At 60.0% G+C, this 25,786-nt stretch carries 24 protein-coding genes and 1 tRNA gene; 13 read left to right on the forward strand and 12 right to left on the reverse strand.

From position 1 onward, the window contains the following. Nucleotides 1–5: 5 nt before the first annotated feature. Nucleotides 6–569 (forward strand): DUF3747 domain-containing protein, encoded by a 564-nt coding sequence (locus FZX13_RS11835; RefSeq protein WP_226398628.1) that lies wholly within the window; start codon nucleotides 6–8, stop codon nucleotides 567–569. Nucleotides 570–654: 85 nt separating this feature from the next. Further along, on the forward strand, nucleotides 655–804 hold the full coding sequence (locus tag FZX13_RS11840; protein ID WP_186570651.1) for a hypothetical protein: 150 nt from the start codon (nucleotides 655–657) through the stop codon (nucleotides 802–804). Here the strand turns inward: FZX13_RS11840 and FZX13_RS11845 are convergent. Continuing rightward, on the reverse strand, nucleotides 798–2,345 hold the full coding sequence (locus FZX13_RS11845; RefSeq protein WP_226409730.1) for a YifB family Mg chelatase-like AAA ATPase: 1,548 nt from the start codon (nucleotides 2,343–2,345) through the stop codon (nucleotides 798–800). The genes FZX13_RS11840 and FZX13_RS11845 overlap by 7 nt on opposite strands. A gap of 75 nt (nucleotides 2,346–2,420) precedes the next feature. On the opposite strand from FZX13_RS11845, the gene FZX13_RS11850 reads away from it, so the two are divergent. The 3 genes from FZX13_RS11850 to FZX13_RS11860 are packed head-to-tail and all read left to right on the forward strand — an operon-like array spanning nucleotide 2,421 to nucleotide 5,004. Continuing rightward, on the forward strand, nucleotides 2,421–2,762 hold the full coding sequence (locus tag FZX13_RS11850; protein WP_115022512.1) for a histidine triad nucleotide-binding protein: 342 nt from the start codon (nucleotides 2,421–2,423) through the stop codon (nucleotides 2,760–2,762). A 55-nt stretch (nucleotides 2,763–2,817) separates the two neighbouring features. Then, nucleotides 2,818–4,794, forward strand: a complete 1,977-nt coding sequence (locus FZX13_RS11855; RefSeq protein ID WP_226409731.1) for an ABC transporter ATP-binding protein/permease — start codon at nucleotides 2,818–2,820, stop codon at nucleotides 4,792–4,794. Nucleotides 4,795–4,803: 9 nt separating this feature from the next. Further along, complete coding sequence (locus FZX13_RS11860) at nucleotides 4,804–5,004, forward strand: chlorophyll a/b-binding protein (RefSeq protein WP_115022509.1); 201 nt, start codon at nucleotides 4,804–4,806, stop codon at nucleotides 5,002–5,004. Here FZX13_RS11860 and FZX13_RS11865 read toward each other — a convergent pair whose 3' ends face one another. Genes FZX13_RS11865 through psbX form a run of 4 tightly spaced genes read right to left on the reverse strand, consistent with a single transcriptional unit; the run spans nucleotide 5,005 to nucleotide 7,100 of the window. Then, the gene (locus FZX13_RS11865) at nucleotides 5,005–5,481 is read right to left on the reverse strand and encodes a hypothetical protein (RefSeq protein ID WP_226409732.1); all 477 of its coding nucleotides are present in this window, start codon (nucleotides 5,479–5,481) and stop codon (nucleotides 5,005–5,007) included. Then, nucleotides 5,478–6,008 carry a hypothetical protein gene (locus FZX13_RS11870; RefSeq protein WP_226409733.1) on the reverse strand — a complete coding sequence of 177 codons (531 nt, stop codon included), beginning with the start codon at nucleotides 6,006–6,008 and terminating at the stop codon, nucleotides 5,478–5,480. Before FZX13_RS11870 ends, FZX13_RS11865 begins: the two co-directional genes overlap by 4 nt. A 5-nt stretch (nucleotides 6,009–6,013) precedes the next feature. Continuing rightward, nucleotides 6,014–6,928: a Ycf66 family protein gene (locus tag FZX13_RS11875; protein WP_226409734.1), complete on the reverse strand. Its 915-nt coding sequence runs from the start codon at nucleotides 6,926–6,928 to the stop codon at nucleotides 6,014–6,016. Nucleotides 6,929–6,977: 49 nt separating this feature from the next. Further along, nucleotides 6,978–7,100 (reverse strand): photosystem II reaction center X protein, encoded by a 123-nt coding sequence (psbX, locus tag FZX13_RS11880; protein ID WP_115022502.1) that lies wholly within the window; start codon nucleotides 7,098–7,100, stop codon nucleotides 6,978–6,980. 80 nt (nucleotides 7,101–7,180) lie between these two features. On the opposite strand from psbX, the gene FZX13_RS11885 reads away from it, so the two are divergent. Next, nucleotides 7,181–7,510, forward strand: coding sequence for a YggT family protein (locus FZX13_RS11885; protein WP_226409743.1), 330 nt, complete (start codon nucleotides 7,181–7,183; stop codon nucleotides 7,508–7,510). A 2-nt stretch (nucleotides 7,511–7,512) separates the two neighbouring features. Here the strand turns inward: FZX13_RS11885 and accC are convergent, their stop codons facing one another. After that, nucleotides 7,513–8,859 (reverse strand): acetyl-CoA carboxylase biotin carboxylase subunit, encoded by a 1,347-nt coding sequence (gene accC / locus FZX13_RS11890; RefSeq protein WP_115022500.1) that lies wholly within the window; start codon nucleotides 8,857–8,859, stop codon nucleotides 7,513–7,515. Nucleotides 8,860–8,978: 119 nt separating this feature from the next. Between accC and FZX13_RS11895 the strand changes: the two genes are divergently transcribed. The 3 genes from FZX13_RS11895 (at nucleotide 8,979) to msrB (ending at nucleotide 10,783) form a co-directional block, all read left to right on the forward strand. Then, nucleotides 8,979–9,060, forward strand: a tRNA-Leu gene (locus FZX13_RS11895). Between the two features lie 9 nt (nucleotides 9,061–9,069). Further along, entirely contained in the window at nucleotides 9,070–10,353 is a 1,284-nt protein-coding gene (locus tag FZX13_RS11900) for a glycosyl transferase (RefSeq protein ID WP_226409735.1), read from the forward strand. 28 nt (nucleotides 10,354–10,381) lie between these two features. Beyond that, a complete protein-coding gene (gene msrB / locus FZX13_RS11905) occupies nucleotides 10,382–10,783 on the forward strand; it encodes a peptide-methionine (R)-S-oxide reductase MsrB (RefSeq protein WP_115022496.1) in 402 nt (133 codons plus the stop codon). A 24-nt stretch (nucleotides 10,784–10,807) separates the two neighbouring features. Here msrB and FZX13_RS11910 read toward each other — a convergent pair whose 3' ends face one another. From FZX13_RS11910 to FZX13_RS11920, 3 genes are all read right to left on the reverse strand, one after another. Next, nucleotides 10,808–11,920, reverse strand: coding sequence for a PRC-barrel domain-containing protein (locus FZX13_RS11910; RefSeq protein ID WP_370630821.1), 1,113 nt, complete (start codon nucleotides 11,918–11,920; stop codon nucleotides 10,808–10,810). A gap of 90 nt (nucleotides 11,921–12,010) precedes the next feature. Continuing rightward, nucleotides 12,011–15,616, reverse strand: a complete 3,606-nt coding sequence (gene smc / locus FZX13_RS11915; RefSeq protein WP_226409736.1) for a chromosome segregation protein SMC — start codon at nucleotides 15,614–15,616, stop codon at nucleotides 12,011–12,013. Nucleotides 15,617–15,666: 50 nt separating this feature from the next. Continuing rightward, nucleotides 15,667–16,032, reverse strand: coding sequence for a hypothetical protein (locus FZX13_RS11920; RefSeq protein ID WP_226409737.1), 366 nt, complete (start codon nucleotides 16,030–16,032; stop codon nucleotides 15,667–15,669). A 59-nt stretch (nucleotides 16,033–16,091) separates the two neighbouring features. Here FZX13_RS11920 and FZX13_RS11925 point away from each other — a divergent pair, with 59 nt between their 5' ends. The 3 genes from FZX13_RS11925 to FZX13_RS11935 all read left to right on the forward strand — a co-directional run bounded on the left by FZX13_RS11925 (nucleotide 16,092) and on the right by FZX13_RS11935 (nucleotide 17,789). After that, complete coding sequence (locus tag FZX13_RS11925; protein WP_115093108.1) at nucleotides 16,092–16,514, forward strand: YqjD family protein; 423 nt, start codon at nucleotides 16,092–16,094, stop codon at nucleotides 16,512–16,514. Continuing rightward, nucleotides 16,514–16,900, forward strand: a complete 387-nt coding sequence (locus FZX13_RS11930; protein WP_115093109.1) for a phage holin family protein — start codon at nucleotides 16,514–16,516, stop codon at nucleotides 16,898–16,900. The genes FZX13_RS11925 and FZX13_RS11930 overlap by 1 nt, the downstream gene beginning before the upstream one ends. A gap of 205 nt (nucleotides 16,901–17,105) precedes the next feature. Then, complete coding sequence (locus FZX13_RS11935) at nucleotides 17,106–17,789, forward strand: hypothetical protein (protein WP_226409738.1); 684 nt, start codon at nucleotides 17,106–17,108, stop codon at nucleotides 17,787–17,789. A gap of 24 nt (nucleotides 17,790–17,813) precedes the next feature. Here FZX13_RS11935 and FZX13_RS11940 read toward each other — a convergent pair whose 3' ends face one another. The 3 genes from FZX13_RS11940 to FZX13_RS11955 form a co-directional block, all read right to left on the reverse strand. Further along, nucleotides 17,814–18,956, reverse strand: coding sequence for a class I SAM-dependent RNA methyltransferase (locus tag FZX13_RS11940; protein WP_226409739.1), 1,143 nt, complete (start codon nucleotides 18,954–18,956; stop codon nucleotides 17,814–17,816). Nucleotides 18,957–19,660: 704 nt separating this feature from the next. Beyond that, on the reverse strand, nucleotides 19,661–19,837 hold the full coding sequence (locus FZX13_RS11950) for a hypothetical protein (RefSeq protein WP_226409740.1): 177 nt from the start codon (nucleotides 19,835–19,837) through the stop codon (nucleotides 19,661–19,663). Between the two features lie 97 nt (nucleotides 19,838–19,934). Further along, nucleotides 19,935–20,495, reverse strand: a complete 561-nt coding sequence (locus FZX13_RS11955; RefSeq protein ID WP_226409741.1) for a hypothetical protein — start codon at nucleotides 20,493–20,495, stop codon at nucleotides 19,935–19,937. Nucleotides 20,496–21,020: 525 nt separating this feature from the next. Between FZX13_RS11955 and FZX13_RS11960 the strand changes: the two genes are divergently transcribed. Beyond that, a partial coding sequence (locus tag FZX13_RS11960; RefSeq protein WP_226409742.1) for a SwmB domain-containing protein occupies nucleotides 21,021–25,786 on the forward strand: 4,766 nt, incomplete at its 3' end.

The raw sequence follows: 25,786 nt of genomic DNA on the forward strand, positions 1-25,786 counted from the left end.
CCTCCATGGACGTGATGGCACGCTTTCGAACCGTGGCTGCTGCTGGCCTAGCTCTCGCAGCGACCTCGGTACCAGTGGCCTTGGCCCAGGGCTCTCTGTTCACGGCGGTTCCCGTGGAGATGAGCAACTTTGTTCTGGTGTCGGCTCCCATCGGCCAGGGGCAACGCTCGCAGTTGAACATCTACGAACAGCGGACCACGAAACGCCCGTGTTTTGCTGTGGGTGCTGGCTCGCCGGCGATGGTGGATCCCCTGCTGTCCAAGTTTGATTTCACCGGGGTCTGCAACCGTTACATCGACGGCAACGGCTATTCCCTGCGCATCGGTGGTGATGACCTTGGCACCCGTTATCGGCTCAGCGTGGTGAACAGCGGCAGTGATATTGAGTTGCTGGCGACACCGACCCGGAATCCCTCCCAGCCAACCCTGCTCGTCGCCCGGGCCGGCGGGGCCGCCAGTGGCTTTGTTCAGCTGAAGCTTGAGCCGGGGTGGACCCTGAAGCGACGGGCCTACGGCAAGAAAAGCCTGGGCCATCTCTACGTCTATCGAGACAGTGCACCGACTCCCTGAGCTGAGAGGGGACAAAACCGGTCAAAACACCTGTTGTCGAGACCTGTCAGTGAATTCACACTGAAGGAAGACCCAGGAGGCTGTGATGAAATCGACAGTTGTTCAATGGTTCAACTGGTTTGGTGAAGCGATGACCCATGCGTTGGGGTCGCTCAACGACCGCCATCTCCAGCCCCCGCCGATCGGCACCCAGCCCTACCGGGATACACCGGACAAGCGGGCGCGCAACTACTGAGGTTCAGGTCCCCTCAGCAGATCGGTGCAGCGGTAGCAGCTCGCTTCCGCCACGGCATTGCGGTTAACAGATGACTGATCGTTCAGATCAGCAATGGTCCGTGCCACCCGCAACAGCTGAAGACTGCTGCGGGTGCTCAGACCGCGTTGTTGGATCAATTGTTCCCATAGATCCAGCGCCGCAGTCTCGATTGCTCCGCTCTGCCGCAGCGCTTTTGCCGACAGTCGGCCATTGCGGCAGCCGGCGGGATTGCGCCTCTGCATCCTCTGGCGGGCCCGTTGAATCCGTGTTGGGCTGCACCAAGACTCGGAGACTTTCGACGGGCCGTGAGGTTTCAGCACGTTCGTCATCTCCTTGGCTGAGCGCCGTTCGAGCCGCAGTTGTAGGTCGAGCCGATCCAGGAGCGGGCCTGAGAGCCGCTGCCAGTACCGCTGGCGCTGGCTGATGCTGCAGCGACAGCCATGGTCGCGATCGCCATGCCATCCGCAGGGGCAGGGATTGGTGGCTGCCACCAAGGTGATCAAGGCGGGGAAGACAGTGCTGTGCTGGGAGCGGCTGATCTGTACGGCGCCTTCCTCCAGGGGCTGCCGCAACTGATCCAGCACTGTTCGCGGAAATTCCGCTAGCTCATCGAGAAAGAGCACACCACCGTGGGCCAGGCTGAGTTCGCCGGGACGGGGCGAGCGTCCTCCCCCCAGCAAGGCGGCTGCGGAGCAACTGTGATGGGGCGATCGAAAGGGGCGTTGCTGCTGCAGTTGATCGATGTCATGGAGATGTCCGGCGATCGAATGGATGCGTGTGATGGTGAGTGCTTCCTTCCGGCTCAGGGGTGGCAGCAGGTGTGGCAAGTGATGGGCCAGGCGGGTCTTGCCGCAGCCGGGGGGACCCACCAGCAGGAGATGGTGGCCGCCTGCAGCGGAAAGGGCCAAGCCGCGTGAAGCCAGGCTTGTCTCAATGGATGGCAAGGGCTCCGGGTTGTTGATGCGGCCTGCTGCTCGGGAGCCGCTGCAACCGATGACGGGCCAGGGTTGCTCTCCTTTGAGTTGCAGAACCAGCTCCCGCAGGTTGGGCGCGGTGTGGATTGGCAGCCCCTCAATCAAGCTGGCTTCGCTGGCATTGGCGGGAGGGATCACCAGGGCTCGGGCCTGCTGCTGATGGGCCTGGTCGGCGAGGGCGATCACTCCGCGACAGGGCCTGAGGCTGCCGTCGAGACCCAATTCGCCAGCACACCAGAGGCCGTCCAGCTGAGGGCGGGCGAGCTGCCCGCTGGCCACCAACAGTGCCAAGGCAATCGGGAGATCAAAGGAGGGGCCTTCCTTGCGTAGATCGGCCGGAGCAAGGTTGATCACCACGCGAACCAGGGGGCCGCGGAAGCCGCTGTTGCGCAGGCCGGAGCGGACGCGCTCCCGCGACTCCTGAATGGCCTTGTCTGGCAGGCCCACCAGCTGGACGCCCGGCAGGCCTGGGGCGAGATCCACTTCCACCACCACAGGCCTGGCCTCCAGACCTTGTAGGGATGCACTGAGACAACGTGCCAGCATTCTGAAGTGGGTGACGCAGGAGATTCATGCCCTTGCTGTCACACCGGTATGGCTGTTCCTTCGTTCTCAAGGCCCATGGCAGACGACACGATCTTCGGCAAGATCCTTCGCGGCGAGATCCCGTGCGATGAGGTCTACAGCGATGAGCAGTGCCTGGCCTTTCGGGATGTCGCCCCCCAGGCACCGGTTCATGTGCTGGTGATTCCCCGCAAGCCGATCGAGAGCCTGCGCTCCGGTGCTGCAGAGGATGCTCCCCTGCTGGGCCATCTGCTGCTGGTCGCTGCTCGGGTCGCCAAACAGGAGGGGCTGGACGACTTCCGCACGGTGATCAACAGCGGTGCCGGTGCTGGCCAGACGGTGTTTCACCTTCATGTGCATGTGATCGGTGGGCGTTCTCTGGCCTGGCCCCCCGGCTGATGCTGACGGCGAAGCAGCGCAATGGCCGCCAGACTGAGCACAGTTCAGCAGTGGCATGACCCACCAGCTTCAGAACCTGCGGGATCAGGCCGCCAAGCTGCGTCGACTTTCGCAGCCCTACTTCTTTCCATACACCGAAGACAACGGTTGGCAGTTCATCGGACTTCTGGTGAGCCTGCTGTTCTGTGTGGCCGGGATCGTGCTGTTCCTGGTCACCGGGCTGATGAACGGCCTGTCCTGGCTGCTGCCGGAGTTGACCGGTCAGTACCTCGGTGGCGTCCAGTCCTCCCTGGCCATGCTCTGGTCCCGTGGATGGGGGACGGGCATCAGTGCCCTGTTCGTGCTGGGGGCTGTGGTGTTCGCCTCGGTGCGGGGCCAGCTGCGGCACCGCCGCTGGCTGCCTTGGCTGTTTCTCGGTTTGATTATCTTGATGCTGTTGAGTGTGAACGGCATCAATGCCGGCATCACATTCATCGCTAGGGATCTCACCAATGCGTTGATCTCCAAGGACGGGGATGCGTCCTACCGCAATCTCTGGGTTTATGGCGCCTGTTTTGCGGTTGCCCTGCCGATTCGCAGTCTGCAGTTTTATTTCACCCAGAAGCTGGGTCTGTTCTGGCGGGAATGGTTGTCGCTGAGTTTGGTGGACGACTACCTCCGGGATCGGGCGTATTACGTCCTCAACCCCAACGATGAGGCGGCCACCAACGTTGATAACCCTGATCAGCGCATTTCAGAGGATGTTCGTGATTTCACGGCTCAAGCCCTTGGCTTCGCACTCAATATCTTTGATTCGATTCTCACCTTTTCTCTCAATATCCTCATCCTTTATTCGGTGAGTGAGGGCTTGACCTTCGCTCTGTTGGCCTATGCCGCTGCTATTTCGGTCTTGATGATTGTTGCCGGTCGCAAGCTGGTGCGTTTGAACAATTTTCAGTTGCGTTTCGAAGCGGATTACCGCTACGGCCTTGTTCGGGTAAGGGATAACGCCGAATCGATTGCTTTCTATGCAGGTGAACAGCAGGAAGCCAAGGAGGTGACGCGTCGCTTGGCCACTGTTGTTGAGAACTTCAATCTTCTGATCGTCTGGGAGGTGTTGCTGCGTGTGCTGCAGCGTTCCAGCATCTATGCCAGTAATTTCATCCCTTATCTGATTCTTGCTGCGCCGATTCTGGCGGGTGAGATGGATTATGGCGGCTTCGCTCAGGCGAATGTTGCTTACAACCTGGTTGAGGGATCGCTCTTCTTCATTGTCTACAACATCGAAGCGCTGGCCCGATTCTCGGCATCAATTAACCGGCTGGAAGGTTTCCAGTCGAATATCTCGAACCTGGATCGTGAGGAGTGGAGTGATTTCGCTCCGCGGATTGTGCCGTCCGACCGTTTGGCGCTTCAAGGGGTCACGGTCAAAACACCGCGGACCGACAACGTGCTGGTGCGCGATCTCAGCTTTTCGCTCGACACCTCTGAAGGCTTGCTTGTGGTCGGGCCCTCTGGCTGTGGCAAGACCTCATTGCTGCGGGTTGTGAGTGGGTTGTGGGGATCACCCACAGGCACTGTGTATTCCCCAGGGCAGGGGGACCTTCTGTTCATTCCGCAGAAGCCTTATATGGCTCTGGGATCGCTCCGCGAACAGCTCTGTTACCCATTGGATCAGGCCCGTTTCAGCGATGAACAGCTGCGGGCCGTTCTGGATCAGGTGATGCTCGCGAAATTGCTGCAGCGTTACCCCGACCTCGATATCAAGCAGGACTGGCCGCGGTTGCTCTCTTTGGGAGAACAGCAGCGGCTGGCATTTGCCAGGTTGCTGCTGAATTCCCCCAAGGTCGTGGTGCTTGATGAAGCCACCAGTGCCTTGGATGTCGACACTGAATCCCGTCTTTATGCGCTGCTGCGCGAACGCGAGGTGGCTTTCATCAGCGTTGGTCACCGGCCGACCTTGAAGGAGTTCCATGACACCGTTCTCGAGTTGAGTGGAGATCGCGACTGGCGGCTGATCCCGGCGACCAGCTATGACTTCGAACGTTCCTGAACCGGCCGGATGACCTCCACAAGCGAGACGCCTGATTCCACGTCTGTTCCGGAGACGTCCGCCACCACCAACGACGTACCGGCATTCGGTTGGAGTGGGTATGCCGAGCGCGTGAACGGCCGTTTCGCCATGGTGGGTTTTGTCGCGGTGCTCTTGATCGAGGCCCTCAGCCGCGACACCTTTCTGCACTGGGCGGGGTTGCTGCCCTGATCAGGGCAGACGAATCAGATCCACATCCCAGCGTCCGTTTCGGCTCACCTGCACCGCCAGACGACGGCCTTCACCATCCAGGCTGACACTGCGGGGCACGCCCGGTGGATCCAGAGGCAGCCGTTGTGTTGCGCCCACGTTGCGGCGATAGAGCACCAGTTCCGTGCGGCCATCTCGTTGCTGGACGACAGCCAAGCGCTGCCCATCCGCACTGACGCTGACGCTGATGGGTTGGGCGTCTGCACGGTTGAGGCCTGGCAGCGGGACAGGATTGCGGTTGCGAAGGTCGATCAGTTCGACCCGTTCCCGCCCATTGCGTTGGCCAAGGCTGGCTAACCAGCGTCCCCCCAGGGATGGATCCCGGCGACTGTTCACCGACTGGCGCAGCAAGCCGTTGAGATCGGGCCGTGGTGTGGGTCTGGGACTGCTGCAGCCCGTCATCAGCATCAGGCTGCAGATCAGAGCAACGCGGATCATGGCTCTGACGACAGTGTTGGCGTGGAGAGGCTCTGGCCCGGTGGACGGTCTGGTTCGAGTACTTCACTCAGATCCAGCAGTTCCACGCGCCACCGGCCCTGATCTGTCACCTGGAGGGCGATTTGCTGTGCATCTGGTGCGAGGCTGAGCACCACCGGGTCCCGTCCCCCCGGCAGCGGCAGGGGATGCATTCGTCCATTCAGGCGGTCGGTCACCACCGCGAGCCTGCGGCGACCACGCTGGGTGATGACGGCCAGGTAGCGACCGTTCCAGCTGAGGGAGGGGGAGCTGTGGGGCTGATGACGGCTCAGCTGCGGAACGGACACCACGGATCTGTCGCTGAGGCGGCGCAGCTGCACCGTGGGTCTGCCGCGGCGATCGCTCACGACCGCCAACCATTCACCACTGCCACTCAGGGCGGGTGCCTGCTGACTGCTGCTGACCAGGGCTCCACCGGCGCGTTCTTGGCGACCGTTGCAGCCAATCAGCGCCAGGCTGGCCAGGAGAAGGAGCAGCGGGCGACGCAAGTGGCTCAGTCGTCAAAGCGGGAGCTGTTGTCCCGAGGGCTCCCGGAAGACGGCCTTGAGCTGCGGGGGGGTTGACGGCTACTGGTCGGGCGGTTCGAGGCCAGCGGCGGTTCAGCAGAACGCCTCGACTCTGTTTTTGCAACCGGGTTGGCTCCGGGACGTCCCCGGTTCACTGATGCGCTGCGGCTGGGACTGAAGGCGGCATCCTCAGCGCCGGACGGGGCGGGTTCGCCAGCAGGACGTTCAGAGCGGCCCGTTGGACGGCTGCCGCGGCGTTGATCGTCTCGCTCCGATCGTCTGGATCCAAAATCGGGGCGTTGCTCATCACGGGCTTCTCCGGCCCGGAAGCGGGCCATGCGGCGGGAGCGTTCACTGTCTTGTTCCCAGCCGGAATCCGTTGGGTTGCGACCCATGGAGCGACGGCTGGCTGCCTCTTCAGGGATCGCGGCGCGGCTGGTGCGGCGTGGTCTGTAGAACTCCTCTTCAGGTCGCTCTTCAGGGTCGTCGTCGCGGCCGGAGAAACGCCGCCGCACCGGCTGGGGTTCATCGAAACGGTCGTAGCCGTCATCCCAGCCCCCGCGCAGTCCACCAGGACCATCGCCACGATCAGGGGCGGGCTCGTCATCGAAATAGGCGGAACGCCGCGCTTGCTCGGTGGCGACTCCGCGCAAGCGCACGCTTTCGTAAGCGAAGAAAACGGTTGTACCCGCTAAAAGGAATTGGCCGAACTGCAAAATCGGGTCAAGACGCCATCCCTGGAAAAAGAGGATGCCTCCGCAAAGCAGTCCAATCGCTGCGAAGAAGACGTCGTAGTCCCGAGCCAGGGCTGGTTTGAACGTCCGCATGAAATAGAGCAGAGCTCCGCCGACGGCCAACACGATGCCGACGATGCTGGCCCAGTTGAGACTGGCGTTAACCAAAACTCTGATCCCGCTAGGGGCTCAGTCTACGAGGGGCGCCAGGGGTAGGTCAGAGCTTGCGGTCGAGACGGTCGGTCTGGCTCAGCAGAATCAGCGCGATGGTGGCGGGAACAACAACGATCACACCTCCCCAAACGAGGCTGCTCAGGAAGTTGGAGAGGGAGGGGGTCATGGGGTTGCTGCTGTCTGCATCAAAGCCGCGCTGATCCTAAGGAGCGATGTCGGCTTTCTACGATGACGGGGCGATTTGCTTTGAGCTTTGTGACGCCGCTGCTGCTGCAGGTCCTGCCAGTTGTTCATCTTCTCCTTGGTCTGCTGTTGGCAGCCTGGACCCTGGCGTTCCTGCTTCGCATCGTGCTCACTTGGTACCCCCAGGTGGACTTGAACCAAGGCGCTTGGCCCGTGGTGGCCTGGCCGACGGAGCCTGTTCTGGCGCTTAGCCGCCGCGTGATCTCCCCGATTGGTGGGGTCGATGTCACCCCCGTGATCTGGGTTGGATTGATCAGCCTCGTGCGTGAGTTGCTCGTTGGTCAGCAGGGGCTTCTGTCCCAAATTCTGATGCACGCTCAGGCGGCAGCCTGAGTTCAGGGAAGCATCTCCTGCTCGACGAACTTGGTGTGGATGTCGCCGTTGATGAATTCAGGCCGATCCAGCATTTCGAGATGAAATTCCACCGTTGTCGGGATTCCGGTGACCGCACATTCGTTTAGGGCCCGTTTCATCCGGGTCATGGCGTGGTCGCGGTCTTTGCCCCAGACGATCAGCTTGCCAATCAAGGAGTCGTAGAAGGGCGGGATGTCGTAGCCGGTATAAACGTGGCTGTCGACGCGCACGCCTGGTCCCCCGGGGGGCAGCCATCCTGTGATTCGTCCAGGGGCGGGGCGGAAGTTATGGCGTGCATCCTCCGCGTTGATCCGGCATTCGATCGCATGGCCGGTGAGCTGGATCTCTTCCTGGCGCACGCTGATGGGTTCGCCACCGGCGATGCGCAACTGCTCGGCAATCAGATCAACACCCGTGACCATTTCGGTCACCGGATGCTCCACCTGGATGCGGGTGTTCATCTCCATGAAGTAGAAGCCCCCACTGCGATCCAGCAGGAATTCCACCGTTCCAGCGCCCTCGTAATGAATGCTGCGGGCAGCAGCAACGGCGGCTTCACCCATGCGCAGCCGCAGTTCTGGATCCAGGGCCGGGCTGGGGGCCTCCTCCAGCAGTTTCTGGTGACGACGCTGAATCGAACAGTCGCGTTCTCCCAGGTGCACCACATTGCCGTGGCGGTCGGCCAGCACCTGCACTTCCACGTGGCGGGGCCGGTCGATGAATTTCTCCATGTAGAGCCCAGGGTTGCCAAAGGCTGCTTCCGCTTCGCCTTGGGCCGCTTTGTACAGGCTTTCCAGCTGACTGGCGTCCGGCACGAGCCGCATGCCCCGTCCGCCACCGCCGGCGGTGGCCTTGATCATCACGGGGTAGCCCATCTCCTCGGCAAGGGCCGCCGCCTGGTTCGTGCTGCTGAGCAGACCTTCGCTGCCGGGAACCGTGGGAACACCCACCGATTGCATCGTCGTTTTGGCGGTCGACTTGTCCCCCATCGAGCGAATCGCGTGGGGTGACGGTCCCACGAAGGTGAGGCCGTGATCACGGCACATCTCGGCAAACTTGTCGTTCTCGGCCAGAAAGCCGTAGCCGGGATGGATGGCGTCAGCGCCGCGGGAGGTGGCCGCCGCCAGGATGTTGGGAATGTTGAGGTAGCTCTTGCTGCTCAGCGCCTCGCCGACGCAAACCGCTTCATCCGCGAGCTGAACGTGGAGTGCGTCTTTGTCGACTGAGCTGTAAACCGCCACGGTGGCGATGCCGAGCTCGCGGCAACTCCGAATGATTCGGAGAGCAATCTCGCCGCGGTTGGCGATCAGCACTTTGCCGATGGGCATCCCGCAGCATCTTCAGGCCTGACGCCGGATCGTATCAGCGCCGACCGATCAAGCCGAAAGCAAAGACCCCGACCGGTATGATCTGACGTCGACAGCGCCCGAGCGGTGAAGTCGACCACGCGGATGTGGTGGAATTGGTAGACACGCACGTTTGAGGGGCGTGTGGCTTCGGCCTTGCGAGTTCAAGTCTCGCCATCCGCACTTTTTCTTTTGGCCCGTCCCCGCGCAGCAGAACCTGGACCGGCCGTCGTTCTTGTTTCAAACGGTCCCGGTGAGCTGACCACATGGGTCCGCCCACTGGCGGAACGTCTGCATGCCAGCCTCCGCCTTCGTCCACGGTCCGCGACGGCTGCGGCAGCCTTGCATTTGGTCCTGGTTCCCTGTCCCAATGCCACCGGGCAGGAGCCCATGGCGGCAGAGCCCTGGGGCTTGTTTGAGCGCATCGTGCCGGCACGGCGTTTCTGGTCACTGTTGTTGCGCCCGCAGCGGTACGGCCCCTGGCCCCAGCGGGGTGTGGTGGTGTTCCTGGGAGGGGATCAGTTCTGGACTGTTCTGCTCTCTGCCCGACTTGGGTATCGCCACATCACCTATGCCGAATGGGTGGCGCGCTGGCCGGGCTGGAACGACCGGATCGCGGCCATGTCGGAGGCGGTTCAGCGCCAGCTTCCGGTTCGGTATCAGTCCCGATGCCGTGTGGTTGGGGATCTGATGGCGGATTTGTCATCCTTCGCCCGTCGGGAGGATCCCCTGCCTGAAGGCCAGTGGGTGGCCCTGCTGCCGGGCTCCAAGCCGGCCAAGCTGTGCGTGGGCATGCCATTTCTGCTCGACACCGCCGACCGCCTGGCTCGATTGCAACCCGAATGCCGTTTCTTGCTCCCGTTGGCTCCCACCACAAGCGTGGCGGAGCTACTCCGTTTTGCCGGTGGATCCAATCCAATCGCTGCCCGTTACAGCGCTTCCGTCGCGTCGGTTGACCAAGAGGAGTTGGTCACCGAGTTGGTGACGGCGGCGGGGACGCGGATTCGCCTGTTGCAGCAGCATCCGGCCCACGGGGCCTTGAGCCAGTGCGCCCTGGCCCTGACCACCGTTGGTGCCAACACGGCCGAGCTTGGAGCACTGGCTGTGCCGATGATCGTGATTGTTCCCACGCAGCACCTTGAGGTAATGCAGGCCTGGGATGGTGGGCTGGGGCTGCTGGCGCGCTTGCCGGGCTTGCGGCGTCTGATTGGGGTCTTGCTGACTCTTTGGCGTCTGCGCAACAACGGTCTGATGGCCTGGCCCAACATCAGTGCTGGCCGCGCCGTGGTTCCGGAGAGGGTGGGGGCGATCACGCCGGAGCAGATCGCGCTGGAAGCATGCGACTGGCTGAATGCTCCCGAGCGGCTGGAGGGCCAGCGGCAGGATCTCCAGGCGTTGCGGGGGGATCCAGGGGCGGTGGCTGCCCTGGCTGCAGAGGTGAGGGCATTGCTCCCCCGCGAGCTCAGCTCTTCCTAGGCTGAATAGGCTGCTAAATCCGACGACCATGACCCCGTCCAATCCGGTCGAACGCAGTGCAGAGGAGTGGAAGCAATCCCTGACGCCGGAACAGTTCCAGGTGGCTCGTTGCGGCGGTACTGAGCGTGCTTTCACCGGTGCTTATTGGAACAACAAGGCCACCGGGATGTATCACTGCATTTGCTGTGGATCGCCGTTGTTCAGTTCTGACGCCAAATTTGACTCGGGCACCGGCTGGCCGAGTTTCTGGGACGGTGTGAGTTCCGATGCGATCACCACCAAACAGGATCTGACCCACGGAATGGTGCGCACCGAAATCAATTGCGCCCGCTGTGATGCCCATCTGGGGCATGTCTTTGCTGATGGCCCTGCCCCTACAGGCCAGCGCTACTGCGTCAACAGCGCATCTCTGGACTTCAAGTCGGCCTGATCGCCTCCCCGCGCTCAGGCTCGCTCACCAGGGGTCGTCCAGATCCTGGGTCCCGCGCTGAGGAGCTGAGTCTTCCATCGGTTCCACATCCAGGGGTTCACCGGACTGCTGAACAGCACGGCGGGAGGCTGGCATGGCGCGCCTCGGCGGCTGTTCCTGATATGCCGGCTCTTCCTGATAAGCAGGCTGTTCCTCGTAAGGGCCTCGTTCGTCGTAGGCGGGGGGTTGCTGCTGCTCGTAGGACCGCGCTCGTTCAGTGGATCGGTCGTTTCTGACGTTGTCCCGCTCGTCGTAGCGCGGCCGTTCCTCGTAGCGCCTCTCGTCATACCGCTGGGGCTCATCGAGGTAACGGCGTTGCTGCATGGCCTCCTGCCGCCGATCCTCCAGTTCCACGTATTCGAGTTCCGCATCAGCATCAAGCCGCTCAGCATCTGAGGCCTGGAGGCGCCGTTGTTCCTGCTCCTGAGGTTGCCCAGAGGTGAGCTGGTTTTCCACGGGCACCAAATTGACCCGGTAACGCTCCCGCTCCTGCTCTTCCCAGCTGGGGCCACCGACTCCAAGTTTCTCCAGCACACCGCTGTTCAGCTGTTTCAGCTTGTCTTCGGCCCCTTCGTAAACAATGATCCGATCCGGGCCACTGCTGACGATCTCCTCCACCGGCATTTCCCAGGTGCTCAGCACTCCTTCCCCCAGTAGGGGCACGCCGAGGGCTCCCATCACAAGGGTGGTCAGTTCTCCGGTTTCGATGTCGAAGGCGAAGCCGAGCACGCGACCCAGCTGATCACCGGATTCGGTGATCACCTGGCAGTTAATGACCCGGCTGTAGCGCTCGGGATTGAAGTTCTCACTCAGGGAGTCGGCGGAATCCACCAGGATCACGTCTCCCACCTGACGGATCCGGTCCAGCGGCATCCAGCGCGGCAGGCCGGGCAGAAAACGGGTCAGCGGATTGTCCCGCAGACCAACGGCGACCACCTCACGGCGGTCGATATCCACGATCACTTCACCGACCACCCCCAGGCGGCGGCCGGTGTCGCGGGTGATTACTTGGGTGCCCATCAGTTCAGAGCGCAACCAGAGGCGATCGCTGGGTACGCCAGTGGTGATGGCTTCAGTCGGGGAAGGGGTCGGGGTCAAGCGCGGGCCCTCGGCCATGGACAGTCAGGCCATTGTGGCGCAGGGGTTCCGACTGTCACGTTCAGGTTGCACAGCGAAAACGTCGATCGTTCAGGCGGCATCCGGCAAACCCACCACCTGGGTGTGGGCGCCGCGGGCCTGTGTCACTCCAATGGTGCGCTGGGCCGCGCCGATCATCGGGCGGCGATGGCTGACCACCATGAACTGTGCCGCCTCGGCCTGACGGGCGATCAGGGCGGCAAGGCGCTCCACATTGACGCCGTCCAGGAAGCTATCCACCTCATCCAGGGCATAGAAGGGCGACGGCCGGAAGCGCTGCAGGGCAAACAGGAAGCTGAGAGCGGTGAGCGATTTCTCACCACCTGACATCGAGGCCAGGCGCCGTACGGTCTTGCCCTTGGGATGCGCCACCAGGGTGAGGCCACCTTCCAGAGGATCGTCCGGGTTCTCCAGCTGGAGGTGGCCATCACCATCAGAGAGCGAGGCAAAGATCTCGCGGAAATGGCCATCCACGGCGGTGAAAGCTTCCATGAAGGCGTCCTGACGCAGGGTGGCCACGGTTTCGATCCGCAGCAGCAGCTCTTCCCGCTCGCTGTTGAGCACATCGAGCCGCTCGTTCAGTTCGTTGAGCCTCTGTTCGAGGGCCTCAAGTTCTTCCAGCGCCAGCATGTTGACGGGCTCCAGCGCTTCCATGCGTTGCTGGATCGCCTGCAGATCGGCTTGTAAGGCCTCCAGGCCAGACAGTCGCAAGGCCTCCGGGATCTCAGGTCTGGGATCCGGCAGGGCCTGTTCCATCTCCTGGAGGCGCACCGCACCGCTGCGCTGCTCTTCGATTAACCCTTCCCGGTCTTCCTTGAGCCGTTCCAGATTCCACTCGGCCTGCTGCAGGGCCTGACGCTGCCGGCCCACCTCGGCTTCCGCGGCATCCCTGGCCCGGCGCTGGCTGCCAAAGCGTTCCTGCAGGTCGCTCTGCTGCTGCTCCAATTGTTGACGCTTCTGCTGAAGGTCGCTTTGCTGCTGGCGCCAGGCGCCATGGGCGCTGGCCAGGGCCTTCACAGCCTCCTGCAGCCGGGTCTCCTCTGCGGCCAGTGCCTTCTCCTGATCCCCCAGCCGTTCGATCGCCAGCTGTCTCTCGCGGCGGGCGTTCAGCAGCTGGTCCCGCTCGCTGCGGGCCGTCTCCAGCCGTTGGTCTGCGCCTTCCTGCTCCTTCTGCAGTTGGGCCCAGGCCGCGGCATCGTCATTGCTGCCGCTGTTCCGCTCCGCCTCATCCAGGGCTTGGAGCTCCACTCTCAGGGGGGCGAGCTCACGGCTGATCGCTTCGAGCCGCTGCTGTTGTTCCGTCTGGTCCTGCTGCAGTTTGCTGAGCCGTTCGGCCCGCTGGCGGCTGCGTTCGAGCAGGGGGCCGTGGTTCCGCCGGGCCGCATTGCGCTCGGCGATCAGAGCGGCTTGTTGCTGCTCGAGCTGGCGTAGCTGGGGTTTCTGCTGCTCCAGCAGTTGCGCCAGCTTCGACTCCTCCCGCCGACAGGCCACCAGGGATTCACCCAGTTCCAGCAGGCGACGACGCAGGGGCTCGGCTTCGTCCTGATCACTGCTCCGACCGAAACTGAGGCTGCTGCTGCGCTGGGAGAAGCTGCCGCCGGTCATGGCGCCGCTTTTCTCCAGTAGCTCACCATCCAGGGTCACAGCCCTGGACCGGCCTAATTGTTGGCGGGCGCTGGCCAGGTCGGAGAACACCTGGGTGTCGCCGAAGACGTAAGCGAACACCTGGTCATAAACAGGCTCGAAGCGCACCAGTTCCACAGCTCGACCGATCAGTCCAGCGCCGCTGTCCCCTCCTGGGCGTGCCCCCCGGGCAAAGGCGGCTGAGCCGCCCCCCCCGGGTGAGCGGATCTTGTTCAGGGGCAGGAAGGTCAGCCGGCCGGCACGGCGGCTCTTGAGCAGCTCGATGGCGCGGGCAGCGATGCTGTCGTCGTCGACCACCACCTGGCCGAGACGGGCCCCAGCCGCCACTTCAAGGGCGAGGCGATGGCGATCCTCCACCTCCCCCAGCTGGGCTACAGGGCCATGGATGCCATCGAGGCCGGCCTCCAGCAGCAGGCGAAGGGCACCGGTGCCGCGGCTTTCCTGAAGGGCATCGCGGCGGCTCTCCAGACGAGCGATCTCCCGTTCCAAACGGGTTTGTTCCTGTTCAAGCCGGCTGCGGGTGCGCTGTTGGATGGCCAGGGAGTCGGCCGTTTGCTGGAGTTCCTGTTTGCCATTGGCAATGGCTTGAAGAAGGGTTTGCCAGGTCTCCTCCAGGGTCTCGAGCTGCTGCTGCACGGCGGCACCGTCGGAGCCGTCCTGCTGCTGTTCCTGGGTGAGCTCCTCGAGGCGTTCCCGTTCCTGACGCAGCCGTTCCTGCAACTGCTGTTGCTCCTCGAGCAAGGGAGCGACGCTGCTCTGTAAGTCCTGACGGCGGCCACTGCGGCGCTTTTGTTCCTCCACCCAGGCGCCGGAGCGGCCGGCAACATCCGCCAGACGGCGGCGGGACATCTCAACCGACGCCTCAGCGGCTTTGCATTTGTCTTCAGCAGCGCTCAGGGCGTCCTGGTTGGGGTCGCGCTCCAGTTCCCGCGACTGCAGCTGCCACTGCTGGCGACGGGTGGCGAGGTCATGGCGCTGTCCCTGCAGTTTCTGGCCTTCGTCCTGGTGGAGGGTGGCCTGGCGTTCTAGTTCGCGGCTGCTCGTGTCGAGGCCAGCCAGTTCTGCCTGAACCGCAAGCAGTTGGTCTTCTCCCAGGGCCTTGACCTGCTCCTGCAGCAGCTCCAGTTCGGCCACAGCCTTGTTCAGTTGCTCCCGGCCACTGGCGATGGCCGCAGCGTCCCGCTGCTCCTGGGCTTCCAGAGCCTGTTGGCGCGTGGCCAGATCCTTCAGGGCCTGCTGGGCTGCCTCGAAGGCCAGCACCATTTCCTGGCGGCGTCCCAGCTGCAGCCTTTCCCTTAACTCCTGGTACTGGCGGGCCTTGGCGCAGTCCTTCTCCAACCGTTGGCGGCTGGTCAGCAATTCCTGCTCAATGATCCGGCAACGCTCTTGGCGCTCCTGCACGTCATCGAGCTTGCGGCGGGTCTGTTCGATCCGGGTGTCGAACAGGGCAACACCGGCCAGCTCATCGATGAGGCCGCGGCGATCCCGGTTGCTCATCGAGACGATGCGGGTGACGTCCCCCTGCATCACCACATTGCTGCCTTCGGGATCGATCCGCAGTCGTCGCAACTGGGTCTGCAGCTGCTGCAGATTGCAGGACACTCCGTCAGCGCTGTAGCTGGAGCTGTAGGAGCCTCCCGGCATCACCCGCAACTTGCGGGTCACCGTCCATTCGGTTTGCCCCGGTTGAATCCAGGGGCCTTCCGCCGGTGCGTCGAGGCCTTCCTCGGCGGCGTCGGGTGTCCAGTCGCTGAGATCGAAGCGAACACTGACTGTGGTTTCGGCGGCCTTGCCTGCCTTGAGCATGCCGCTGTTGACCAGGTCCGGTAAGCGGTCGGCCCGCATGCCGCGACTGGTGGCAAGGCCTAGGCAGAACAGAACACCGTCGAGGATGTTGCTCTTGCCGGAACCGTTGGGTCCGGTCACAACGGTGAATCCCTCCTCAAGAGGGATTGTCATCGCTCCGCCGAACGACTTGAAGTGCGTAAGCCCAACCTGATTGATATGAACCAACAGGATCTGGGGCTGTCAGCAGGTTGAAACTAGCGGAGCTCACGAAAAGCTCAAGGGAACGTTAACGAGCAGTGTCCTTTGGCGATGCGTAGGCAGCCCAGAAGGTCGCCCTGGAGCTGCAGGGTCACGTCTTTATCCGTTGTATCCGTGGCGTTTGGAAGCACGCCGCTGTAGCTCCCCGCATGGATCCGTTCGGCCCAGCCTCGATTGCCCGAAACGGCGGCACTGCGTGGTTCCAGCCAGACCCGCCGATGTGGTGGCAAGGGAACCGCCGGTTGCGCCCCTGCGTTCGGGCGCGGAACGGTCGCGAGGCGCCAGGTTCGGCAGGTATCCCCATCCTCAAGCAGCAGATCGATATGGCATCCGCTGGGGTCGTCCGGTGCTCCGGTGTGACGCAGTAGGGCGTATCGCGGCAAAGACTTTCCCTCAGCCTTCAGTCTCTCTACCCTTTTAGAGGTTTCTGCCACTGGTCTTTATGGCCTCGACACCGCCGCAGTCCAACGGCAGATTCGAGCATCACTTCCGTGAGCGGTTCGACAGCCTGCTCCCCACGATCCAAGAGCGTTGGCCGGATTTGGCCCATCACACCCTGGAAGCGACCCGGGGAAGTGTGGATGAGCTTGTTCGTCTGATCGAAGCGAATACAGGCCTGACACCCCAAGGTGTGCGCGATCAGCTTGAGGATCTTCTCCATAACGCGGGTGATCGCAGCCGCGATTGGGCCGACAGTCTTGACCCCCTGGAAGAGCAACTGGAACAGCTGCTGGATGAGTTGAACAGCACGCTGCGGCCAAAGATCGAGGCGCCTGTGCGTCAGCGACCGCTTCTGGCCGTAGGTGTTGCCCTAGGTGTTGGTTTGCTGCTGGGCAGCATGCTTCGCGGAGGACGGCGTTCCTGATGGCCGATCAAAACTCTCCGCGTGGATTTGGAGCAGCCGCCCGGGTCACGGCGCTGGCGGCGTCGGTCATGGACCTGCATGTGCGTATTGCTCTCCAGGAGGTGGATCGGGAAAAACGCCGATTGATCAGCGGTGGTTTGTTCCTCGCCATCGGAGGTACCGCCATGTTCCTGGCGTTGTTGGCGGGAGAAGCGTCGTTGCTGCTTTGGATTCAGGCCGAGTGGGGGCTGGATTGGATCCGCGCGCTGCTGACCCTGTCCGTTGCCAATCTTGTGCTGGCTGGCATCAGTTTGCGCATCGGTGGGCAGGTTTTGAAGGGGCCTTTCCTGCCCCAGACGCTTGAGGGCCTGATGAAAACCGTGCGTGCGGTGATGGGGCGGGTCTGAACCGGCCCCAGCGCGTTAGACGCATCATCACTTCACCATGCAATTAACAGTTAACACCCGGTTAATGCCGGGTTAACTTGCCTTGATTGTTGTTCTGTGATCGCTGCGCTCACCCTTCTGGCGAAGGCTTCGGCAGGATCTTGTTCCTGATCAGCAATCCGGTTCGCGTCTTGAGCTTGGCTCGGAACACTCAACTCTTTTCCTGGTGGCCGGACCCTGTGGATCTGGAAAGTCCTCCGTCATCCAGAAAGCGGTCCAATCTGATCTTCCTTTGTTTGGTGATGCACTGAGAGGTGAGTTTCTAGGGTCTGTTTTGGATCGATCCGGTCGTGAATATGACGATTACGGCCTTGCTTTAGAGCAACATTCCTGTTTTCAGGCCAATCATGTTAAGCGGTTATCGCGTGAGTCGGCCCTGCTATCTGGTCTGTTACTTCATCTTGATCTTTATCAAATACTGCGGGGGATTGATGCGTCCTATTGGCCTAGGGGGCTGAAAAGAAGGGCACAGCGTCTTTCAAATGAGACCGACAGATTGCCGAAGCGATGCTTTGAAGATCTGCTCAAGCCCCGTCAAAATGATTTGATGATGCAAGCTTTTCTGGCCAAAAAACTGTTCCAACGTTTCAGGCAGGTTGCAGTTGCCACGGTTCATTGCAGCTTCGAGCGAAATGCCTCTCAGTTGGCGGCCCGCAAGCGACGTTCAAGGGGCAAATGGATGAAATATTTTTCTGCCCCTGATCACATCGCCCGAGCGATTCATGCTGAAATTTATCGCTGCTGGGATCGTGCGTTGGTCCAGATGTCACCCGTCGCCAATATCTCGATCAATGTTGACTCCAATGATGGATTTTCTGTGAACGGAAGCTTTGTCTCCTACGACGACTGAAACCTGTGGGCTCGTGTTGTCGCATCAGCGAATGTCGTATTGCAACCAGCGGCAATCAATTCCGCCGTTGCTCACAGGAATCCGTCGCGATGCTTTCAGCCGTAGTGCACCCGTGAGCTTCGGATTGCCACTCAACAGCCAAAGCTGCCAGCCGGAGGCTTCTCGGCGTACAAATTGCCCCAGAGCGCTGTAGAGCGCATCGAGCTCCTGTTCGTCACCGATGCGTTGGCCATAGGGCGGATTGCACACCAGAACTCCCGGACCATCGGGCAGTGTTTCGTCTTCAAACGGGCTGGTGGAGATGCGGATGATTCCGCTCAGGCCTGCAGCCTCCACGTTGGCGCGGGCCTGATCAGCGATGGCGGGATCCGCTTCGATTCCAAGCAGGAGGGGGACTGTGAGGTCTCGCCGCCTGCGCTGCCTGGCGCGATCGACTTCTTTCTCCCAGAGTTCGGGCTGGAAATCGGCCCAGCCCTCAAGGGCAAAACGACGCTCCAATCCGGGTGCTTGCTGCAGCGCTGCCAGTGCCGCTTCGATCAAGAGCACTCCCGATCCACAGCAGGGATCCACCAGGGGGCTGCTTCCATCCCAGCCCGTCAGGCGGATCAGGCCGGCGGCCAGATTCTCTTTTAAGGGTGCGGCCCCCATGGCTGCCCTGTAGCCGCGGCGATGAAGGCTTCCGCCACTGCCGTCGAGGCTCAGCTGGGCCACTCCGCGACCAAGGTGGAGATGTAGGGAGAGGTCGGGGTCGTCGAGATCAATGGAGGAGCGTTCTCCCCACAGATCCCGTTGCGCATCCACAAGGGCGTTTTTGACCTGCAAGGCCGTGAAATGGCTGTGGTTTAGCCCCGGTGTTGTTCCGGTCACATCCACCCGGAAGGTCATGGAGGGATGCAGCCAGCGTTCCCAGTCGAGGGCCCGGCGGATGCCGTCATAGAGGTCGTCCCGGCCTTGGCATGGGAAGCTCGCCACCTGACGCAGCACGCGGAAGGGCAGTCGAGCCTGTAGGTGCATCCTGTACAGACAGGCCATGTCTGCTTCGAAGCTGACGGCACGCCTGCCGGGTTTCACGGAATGTGCCCCGAGGTCGGTCAGTTCTTCGCTGCCGGCAGCCTCAAGGCCCTGGGGAAGAACTGCAACAGCAGATAGCCGGTTTGTTCGACCCAAGGGCGTTGTGCTCCAGGCCACCACTCCTGTCAGAATGACAGGGTCCGGCTTCGTCGGACTAGGTGATCCACACCAGTGTTTCGGACAGCGGTTCGATTCCGCTCAGCTCCATTCCCCCTTACGGGGCTGCAATGGTTTCGACGGGGCATGAGGAGGGTGACTGAAGCCTGCTCGGTGAGAGCAAACCCGTAACTGCGAACAACATCGTTCGTTTCTCCCGTCAAGCAGCCCCTGTTGCTGCCTGACCCTTTAAGGGAGATGGGGTGAAGTCAGCCTTATCACCCAAATGACTCGCGGGGGCTGGAAGGCCCCTCAAAACCTTTTCACCACTGAGATCTTGGGGATCTAGCTGGTGTGCCTAAATCGCCGTTGTGCCTAAAAGTGTGCCTAACGAGGCACCAGGTGTGGTCATCCGAAGCAGATGAGCGCCAGATGTGGTGGCTGAAGGCAGCTGAAGGTCTTAGTGTTTAGAGGTCAACGGTTGGCTCCCCCTTTTGACCGAGAGGGTGCGGAGAGTGCGGAGGGTTTAACGGGGACATAGGGAGTCATTGCCTTCGCTGGTGGGCATCGCACTTCTGGTGGAGCACCCCGACCTGGTGGTGATGACCCGCACTGGGGACCGCGACCAACCACCAACGGTTAGGAGGACGGCTGACCAGCTCCACCAGCATGGGGTTGGTCAGTTCAAACACCAGAGAGAGTTCTTAAGGGTCAGCTGGGGAGGCTGATTCAGGAATATTCCGGCTCAGATACAGAGCATTGGAAAGGCCCATCACAACGGTGCAGCCCGCAGGACCACAAACCCGATAAAAGTGATTGCCAATGGACTCAACGGTTCCGCGCCCTTGAACCGAGTAAGGGAGTTTCAGTGCTTCAGTCATAACGACAGCTTGAAGGCGCGAATGATTCTCATTTCTCAGGGGGCGGCCTGGTCTGCAAAGGTCGCTACCGGTTTTACCTTTCTTTGCGCTTCGACACTCAGCGCAACAGCCTCCGCAGCTTGTCCTCGACCATGCCGGGCAACCGTTTCTCGGCGTCCTTCAGCACCAGGCCATGGAAGTCGATCTGGGTGTCGACCTTGGGCTTCTGGTCCACCAGGGCGAAGGCGAGGCTCACGGCGTTCTTGACCCGATAACGGCGCCAGATGCCGGGGCCGAGGCCACCGTGCTTGTCCGTGATCACGAAGTAACGCTCCGACCCTGTCGGATTAGATGACGTGAGCTGAGCGATCGGCGACTGCACCTTCTTGCCTTTGAGGTTGCCCGCCCTGTTGATGAATTGGCGGCCTGCCCTGGACCCGGGCACCGGAACGGGGATTCGGTTGGTGCCGTATTTGCCCTGGAGGAAACCAGCGAGCGTGGTCGGCTTGATCGGCTTCTGGCGCCTGCCGTCGCTGCGGTCAGGCGGGAACAAGTATTCGGCCGCGCTTTGGTTCTGGCTCTGATCGTCGTTGATATAGATCGAGAGATTTAAGCCGTCTTGTTTGAAGCGAGGGCTCTTCAGTGTGTAGTTGGTTGCGTGCTGATATCGGTTCCTCATCTCATCGGCGAGAGTCTTCCGGCTTTCAAAGCCAAAACTCTTTAATGCTTGTTCGGCAGCCTGCGGGAGGTATGCCTTCTGAATAAGATCGAGCTTTTTGATCAACTTGTCGGCGTTGAATTCTATTGATGCAGGCATTTGCTTATAGTTGAACTACTAGCAGAATAAAGATCATGCGTTTTGATGATGACAACCCGGTGCATGGTGGCCGCCTTAAGGCAGAGTATATCGGCCGCTAGGTTTTATTTTGTGATTTTATATGCTTGCGTTGCGGCTATGTAGTTGTGTTTCGCCAATGCTGACCGTTGCGCTCACAACGAGCTAACAGAAGATCTGACATTAGCGCTAAGGCGAGCTTTTTAATGCATTAAATCGAGCGTAATTCTTAGATATTTGATCTTTACTTAATAATTAAGCCTGGAAATTGACTCCTTTTGGTGGCTTCGATTTTCAGTATCAACAAGCAATGCTTCTTCAAGAAGTCGTGCATAGAATACAAGTTCGGAATCTATGATGGGTGGGGTTTTGGCTAAACGCTTTGAGGCGTCGACTGTCTATTTCCCCGCGCTTAATAGCTCCTCCCTCTCCAGCGGCATCGATCCGCGTCCCAGCGCCGGACAGCTTGATCCATCAAGCACATGCGCCTTGCTCGTGCCGGATCAAGCAGCGGCATTGATCGTTGCGGATGGATCTTGTCCGCAGATCCGGCAACTCCTTGCCGCTGCAGAGGCACCGGTGCTCTGGCTCGATGAGCAGCAGCAGCCACTGCAGGCAGTGGGCCAAGCTCTGGCTGAGTGCCGAAAGCTTGATCAGCCGGTGGCCACCCTGCACTGGGTCAGCCATGGCAGCCCAGGCCAGCTGCAGCTTGGCTCCACCCGAATCGACAGCAGAACCCTTTTATCCAGCCCACAGAACCTTGCGCGCTGGGGCGTTAGCAGCATTGCTCTCTGGAGCTGCTCCACCGGTGCAGATCAGGGTTTTATCAGTGTTTTCGAGGAACTCACTGGAGCAACCCTGTGGTCGAGCAATCAACAACTCGGTCGTCTTGCTGACGGCAGTAGCTCTTGGAGCCTTTCAAGTACAAGTCAAACAAAAACATTCACTGGTGCACCAGCATTACCCATCAAAGCCAGCCAACAACTGGCCTGGAATCATCAGCTGGGTGGCTTCACAACAAATTCTCCCAATCTTCAATCAAATGCGGGCAATTCATATCAGGAACAAAAAAATATTTATGCCTTTGCTGCACTGAAGGACGACGGCTCCGTGATTACCTGGGGGATCTCCAATTTCGGCGGCGATTCATCCGCTGTTGCGTCTTCTCTTTCTTCTGGCGTCAGCCAGATCTTCTCTAATGTATATGCCTTTGCTGCACTGAAGGACGACGGCTCCGTGATCACCTGGGGGATCTCCAGTTACGGCGGCGATTCATCCGCTGTTGCCTCCTCTCTTTCTTCTGGCGTCAGCCAAATTTTCTCTACTTCTTCCGCCTTTGCTGCACTGAGGGACGACGGCTCTGTCATCACCTGGGGGGCCTCCGGTTACGGCGGCGATTCATCCGTTGTTGCCTCGTCTCTTTCTTCTGGCGTCAGCCAAATCTTCTCTACTCACTTCTCTTTTGCGGCGCTGAAAGATGATGGTTCCGTCATCACCTGGGGGTATGACAATTATGGCGGCGATTCATCCGCCGTTGCCTCTTCTCTTTCTTCTGGCGTCAGCCAGATCTTCTCTACTGAATATGCCTTTGCTGCACTGAAGGACGATGGCTCCGTCATCACCTGGGGGCTCTCTTCCTATGGTGGTAATTCATCCGCTGTTTCATCATCCCTCTCCTCCGGCGTCAGCCAAATTTTCTCCACTTCAGCGGCCTTTGCAGCACTGAAGGACGACGGCTCCGTGATCACCTGGGGGTATGACAATTATGGCGGCGATTCATCCGCTGTGGCCTCATCTCTCTCCTCCGGCGTCAGCCAGATCTTCTCCAATGGAGGCATCAATGGAGCGGCCTTTGCGGCACTGAAGGACGACGGCTCTGTGATCACTTGGGGGGATGACTATTACGGCGGCGATTCATCCGCTGTTGCCTCTTCTCTCTCCTCCGGCGTCAGCCAAATCTTCTCCAGTTATGGGGCTTTTGCTGCACTGAAGGACGACGGCTCCGTGATCACCTGGGGGAACTCTTCCCATGGTGGCAATTCATCCGCTGTTGCCTCTTCTCTCTCCTCCGGCGTCAGCCAGATCTTCTCTAATTCTTCCGCCTTTGCGGCACTGAAGGACGACGGCTCCGTGATCACCTGGGGGGCCTCCAGTTACGGCGGCGATTCATCCGCTGTTGCCTCTTCTCTTTCTTCTGGCGTCAGCCAGATCTTCTCCACTGGAGGTGACTATGGAGCGGCCTTTGCAGCACTGAAGGACGACGGCTCTGTGATCACTTGGGGGGATGACTATTACGGCGGCGATTCATCCGCTGTTGCCTCTTCTCTCTCCTCCGGCGTGGTGGGTTTTGCCAACCCGCTCACCAACGACGTTTACGACAGCAAACCTCCAACCCTCATCTCTGCTGCGACATCAATAGACGGCACAAAAGTTGTGCTCACTTACAACGAGGCAATCTCCTCAACAACAGCCAATGCTTCTGCTTTTACGGTTATCTCTGATGGCACGACCAAGGCTGTTAAATCTGTCAAAAATGTTGGTGGAAAAGCTGAATTAACCCTAGCCTCGCAAATCAAGCAAGGTTCAACAGTTGCAATTAGCTATACCGATCCATCCTCTGAAGATGATGCCAGTGCAGTTCAAGATCAGGTCGGCAATGACGGCGATTCATTCACGCTTGCATCTGTAGAGAATAAGTCCCTATTTAAATCGGGCTACTCAGCCTATGCATCCAATCTTCAATCATATTCGGGCAATTCATATCAGGAACAAAAAAATATTTATGCCTTCGCGGCCCTGAAGGACGACGGCTCCGTGATCACCTGGGGGGTTGACAATTATGGCGGCGATTCATCCGCTGTTGCCTCGTCTCTTTCTTCTGGCGTCAGCCAGATCTTCTCTAATGAATATGCCTTTGCGGCCCTGAAGGACGACGGCTCCGTGATCACCTGGGGGGTTGACAATTATGGCGGCGATTCATCCGCTGTTGCCTCGTCTCTTTCTTCTGGCGTCAGCCAGATCTTCTCCAATGGAGGCATCAATGGAGCGGCCTTTGCAGCCCTGAAGGACGACGGCTCTGTGATCACTTGGGGGGATGACTATTACGGCGGCGATTCATCCGCTGTGGCCTCGTCTCTTTCTTCCGGCGTCAGCCAAATTTTCTCTACTTCTTCCGCCTTTGCAGCACTGAAGGACGACGGCTCCGTGACCACCTGGGGGGACTCCTACAAGGGTGGTGATTCATCCGCTGTGGCCTCTTCTCTCTCCTCCGGCGTCAGCCAAATTGTCTCCAATGAATGGGCCTTTGCGGCACTGAAAGATGACGGCTCGGTGATCACCTGGGGGATGTCCAGTTACGGCGGCGATTCATCCGCTGTTGCCTCTTCTCTTTCTTCTGGCGTCAGCCAAATTTTCTCTACTTCTTCCGCCTTTGCTGCACTGAAAGACGACGGCTCCGTAATCGCCTGGGGGAACTCTTCCCATGGTGGCAATTCATCCGCTGTTGCCTCTTCTATTTCTTCTGGCGTTAGCCAGATCTTCTCCAGTTTTGGCGCTTTTGTGGCACTGAAGGGCGACGGCTCCGTCATCACCTGGGGGGATGACTATTACGGCGGCGATTCATCCGCTGTGGCCTCATCTCTCTCCTCCGGCGTCAGCCAAATTTTCTCCACTTCAGCGGCCTTTGCAGTACTGAAGGACGACGGCTCCGTGATCACCTGGGGGAACTCTTCCCATGGTGGCAATTCATCCGCTGTTGCCTCTTCTCTCTCCTCCGGCGTCAGCCAGATCTTCTCTAATTCTTCCGCCTTTGCGGCACTGAAGGACGACGGCTCCGTGATCACCTGGGGGGCCTCCAGTTACGGCGGCGATTCATCCGCTGTTGCGTCTTCTCTTTCCTCTGGCGTTAGCCAAATCTTCTCCAGTTATGGGGCTTTTGCTGCACTGAAGGACGACGGCTCCGTGACCACCTGGGGGGACTCCATTTACGGCGGCGATTCATCCGCTGTTGCCTCTTCTCTCTCTTCTGGTGTGGTGGGTTTTGCCAACCCCCTCACCAACGATGTTTATGACAGCACACCTCCAGCTCTCATTTCTGCAGCGACATCAACAGACGGCACAAAAGTTGTGCTCACTTACAACGAGGTAATCTCCTCAACAACAGCCAATGCTTCTGCTTTTACGGTTATCTCCGATGGCACAACCAAGGCTGTTGAATCCGTCAAAAATGTTGGTGGAAAAGCTGAATTAACCCTGGCCTCGCAAATCAAGCAAGGTTCAACAGTTGCAATTAGCTATACCGATCCATCCTCTGAAGATGATGCCAGTGCAGTTCAAGATCAGGTCGGCAATGACGGCGATTCATTCACGCTTGCATCTGTTGAGAATAAGTCCCTATTTAAATCGGGCTACTCAGCCTATGCCTCAAATCTTCAATCATGTGCGGGCAATTCATATCAGGAACAAAAAAATATATATGCCTTTGCTGCACTGAAGGACGACGGCTCCGTGATCACTTGGGGGGATCAAGATTTCGGCGGTGATTCATCCGCTGTTGCCTCTTCTCTTTCTTCTGGCGTCAGCCAGATCTTCTCTAGTGAACTTGCCTTTGCAGCACTGAAGGACGACGGCTCCGTGATCACCTGGGGGTATGACTCTACCGGCGGCAATTCATCCGCTGTTGCCTCTTTTCTCTCCTCCGGCGTCAGCCAGATCTTCTCTAATGAATATGCCTTTGCAGCACTGAAGGACGACGGCTCCGTGATCACCTGGGGGAATGATTCTAGCGGCGGTGATTCATCCGCTGTTGCCTCTTCTCTCTCTTCTGGCGTCAGCCAAATTTTCTCCACTTCAGCGGCCTTTGCAGCACTGAAGGACGACGGCTCCGTCATCACGTGGGGGGACTCCATTTACGGCGGCGATTCATTTGCTGTTGCCTCTTCTCTCTCCTCAGGCGTCAGCCAAATTTTCTCTACTTCTTCCGCCTTTGCAGCACTGAAGGACGACGGTACCGTGATCACTTGGGGGGATCAAGATTTCGGCGGTGATTCATCCGCTGTTGCCTCTTCTCTTTCTTCTGGCGTCAGCCAGATCTTCTCTAGTGAACTTGCCTTTGCAGCACTGAAGGACGACGGCTC

This window comes from Synechococcus sp. MU1625 (assembly GCF_020514205.1).
Classification (GTDB): Bacteria; Cyanobacteriota; Cyanobacteriia; order PCC-6307; family Cyanobiaceae; genus Parasynechococcus.

Coding starts and splice junctions, on each gene's coding strand:
- FZX13_RS11835 (WP_226398628.1), top strand. CDS start 6: ATGGACGTGATGGCACGCTTTCGAACCGTGGCTGCTGCTGGCCTAGCT.
- FZX13_RS11840 (WP_186570651.1), top strand. CDS start 655: ATGAAATCGACAGTTGTTCAATGGTTCAACTGGTTTGGTGAAGCGATG.
- FZX13_RS11845 (WP_226409730.1), bottom strand. CDS start 2,345: ATGCTGGCACGTTGTCTCAGTGCATCCCTACAAGGTCTGGAGGCCAGG.
- FZX13_RS11850 (WP_115022512.1), top strand. CDS start 2,421: ATGGCAGACGACACGATCTTCGGCAAGATCCTTCGCGGCGAGATCCCG.
- FZX13_RS11855 (WP_226409731.1), top strand. CDS start 2,818: ATGACCCACCAGCTTCAGAACCTGCGGGATCAGGCCGCCAAGCTGCGT.
- FZX13_RS11860 (WP_115022509.1), top strand. CDS start 4,804: ATGACCTCCACAAGCGAGACGCCTGATTCCACGTCTGTTCCGGAGACG.
- FZX13_RS11865 (WP_226409732.1), bottom strand. CDS start 5,481: ATGATCCGCGTTGCTCTGATCTGCAGCCTGATGCTGATGACGGGCTGC.
- psbX (WP_115022502.1), bottom strand. CDS start 7,100: ATGACCCCCTCCCTCTCCAACTTCCTGAGCAGCCTCGTTTGGGGAGGT.
- accC (WP_115022500.1), bottom strand. CDS start 8,859: ATGCCCATCGGCAAAGTGCTGATCGCCAACCGCGGCGAGATTGCTCTC.
- msrB (WP_115022496.1), top strand. CDS start 10,382: ATGACCCCGTCCAATCCGGTCGAACGCAGTGCAGAGGAGTGGAAGCAA.
- FZX13_RS11925 (WP_115093108.1), top strand. CDS start 16,092: ATGGCCTCGACACCGCCGCAGTCCAACGGCAGATTCGAGCATCACTTC.
- FZX13_RS11930 (WP_115093109.1), top strand. CDS start 16,514: ATGGCCGATCAAAACTCTCCGCGTGGATTTGGAGCAGCCGCCCGGGTC.
- FZX13_RS11950 (WP_226409740.1), bottom strand. CDS start 19,837: ATGACTGAAGCACTGAAACTCCCTTACTCGGTTCAAGGGCGCGGAACC.
- FZX13_RS11955 (WP_226409741.1), bottom strand. CDS start 20,495: ATGAGGAACCGATATCAGCACGCAACCAACTACACACTGAAGAGCCCT.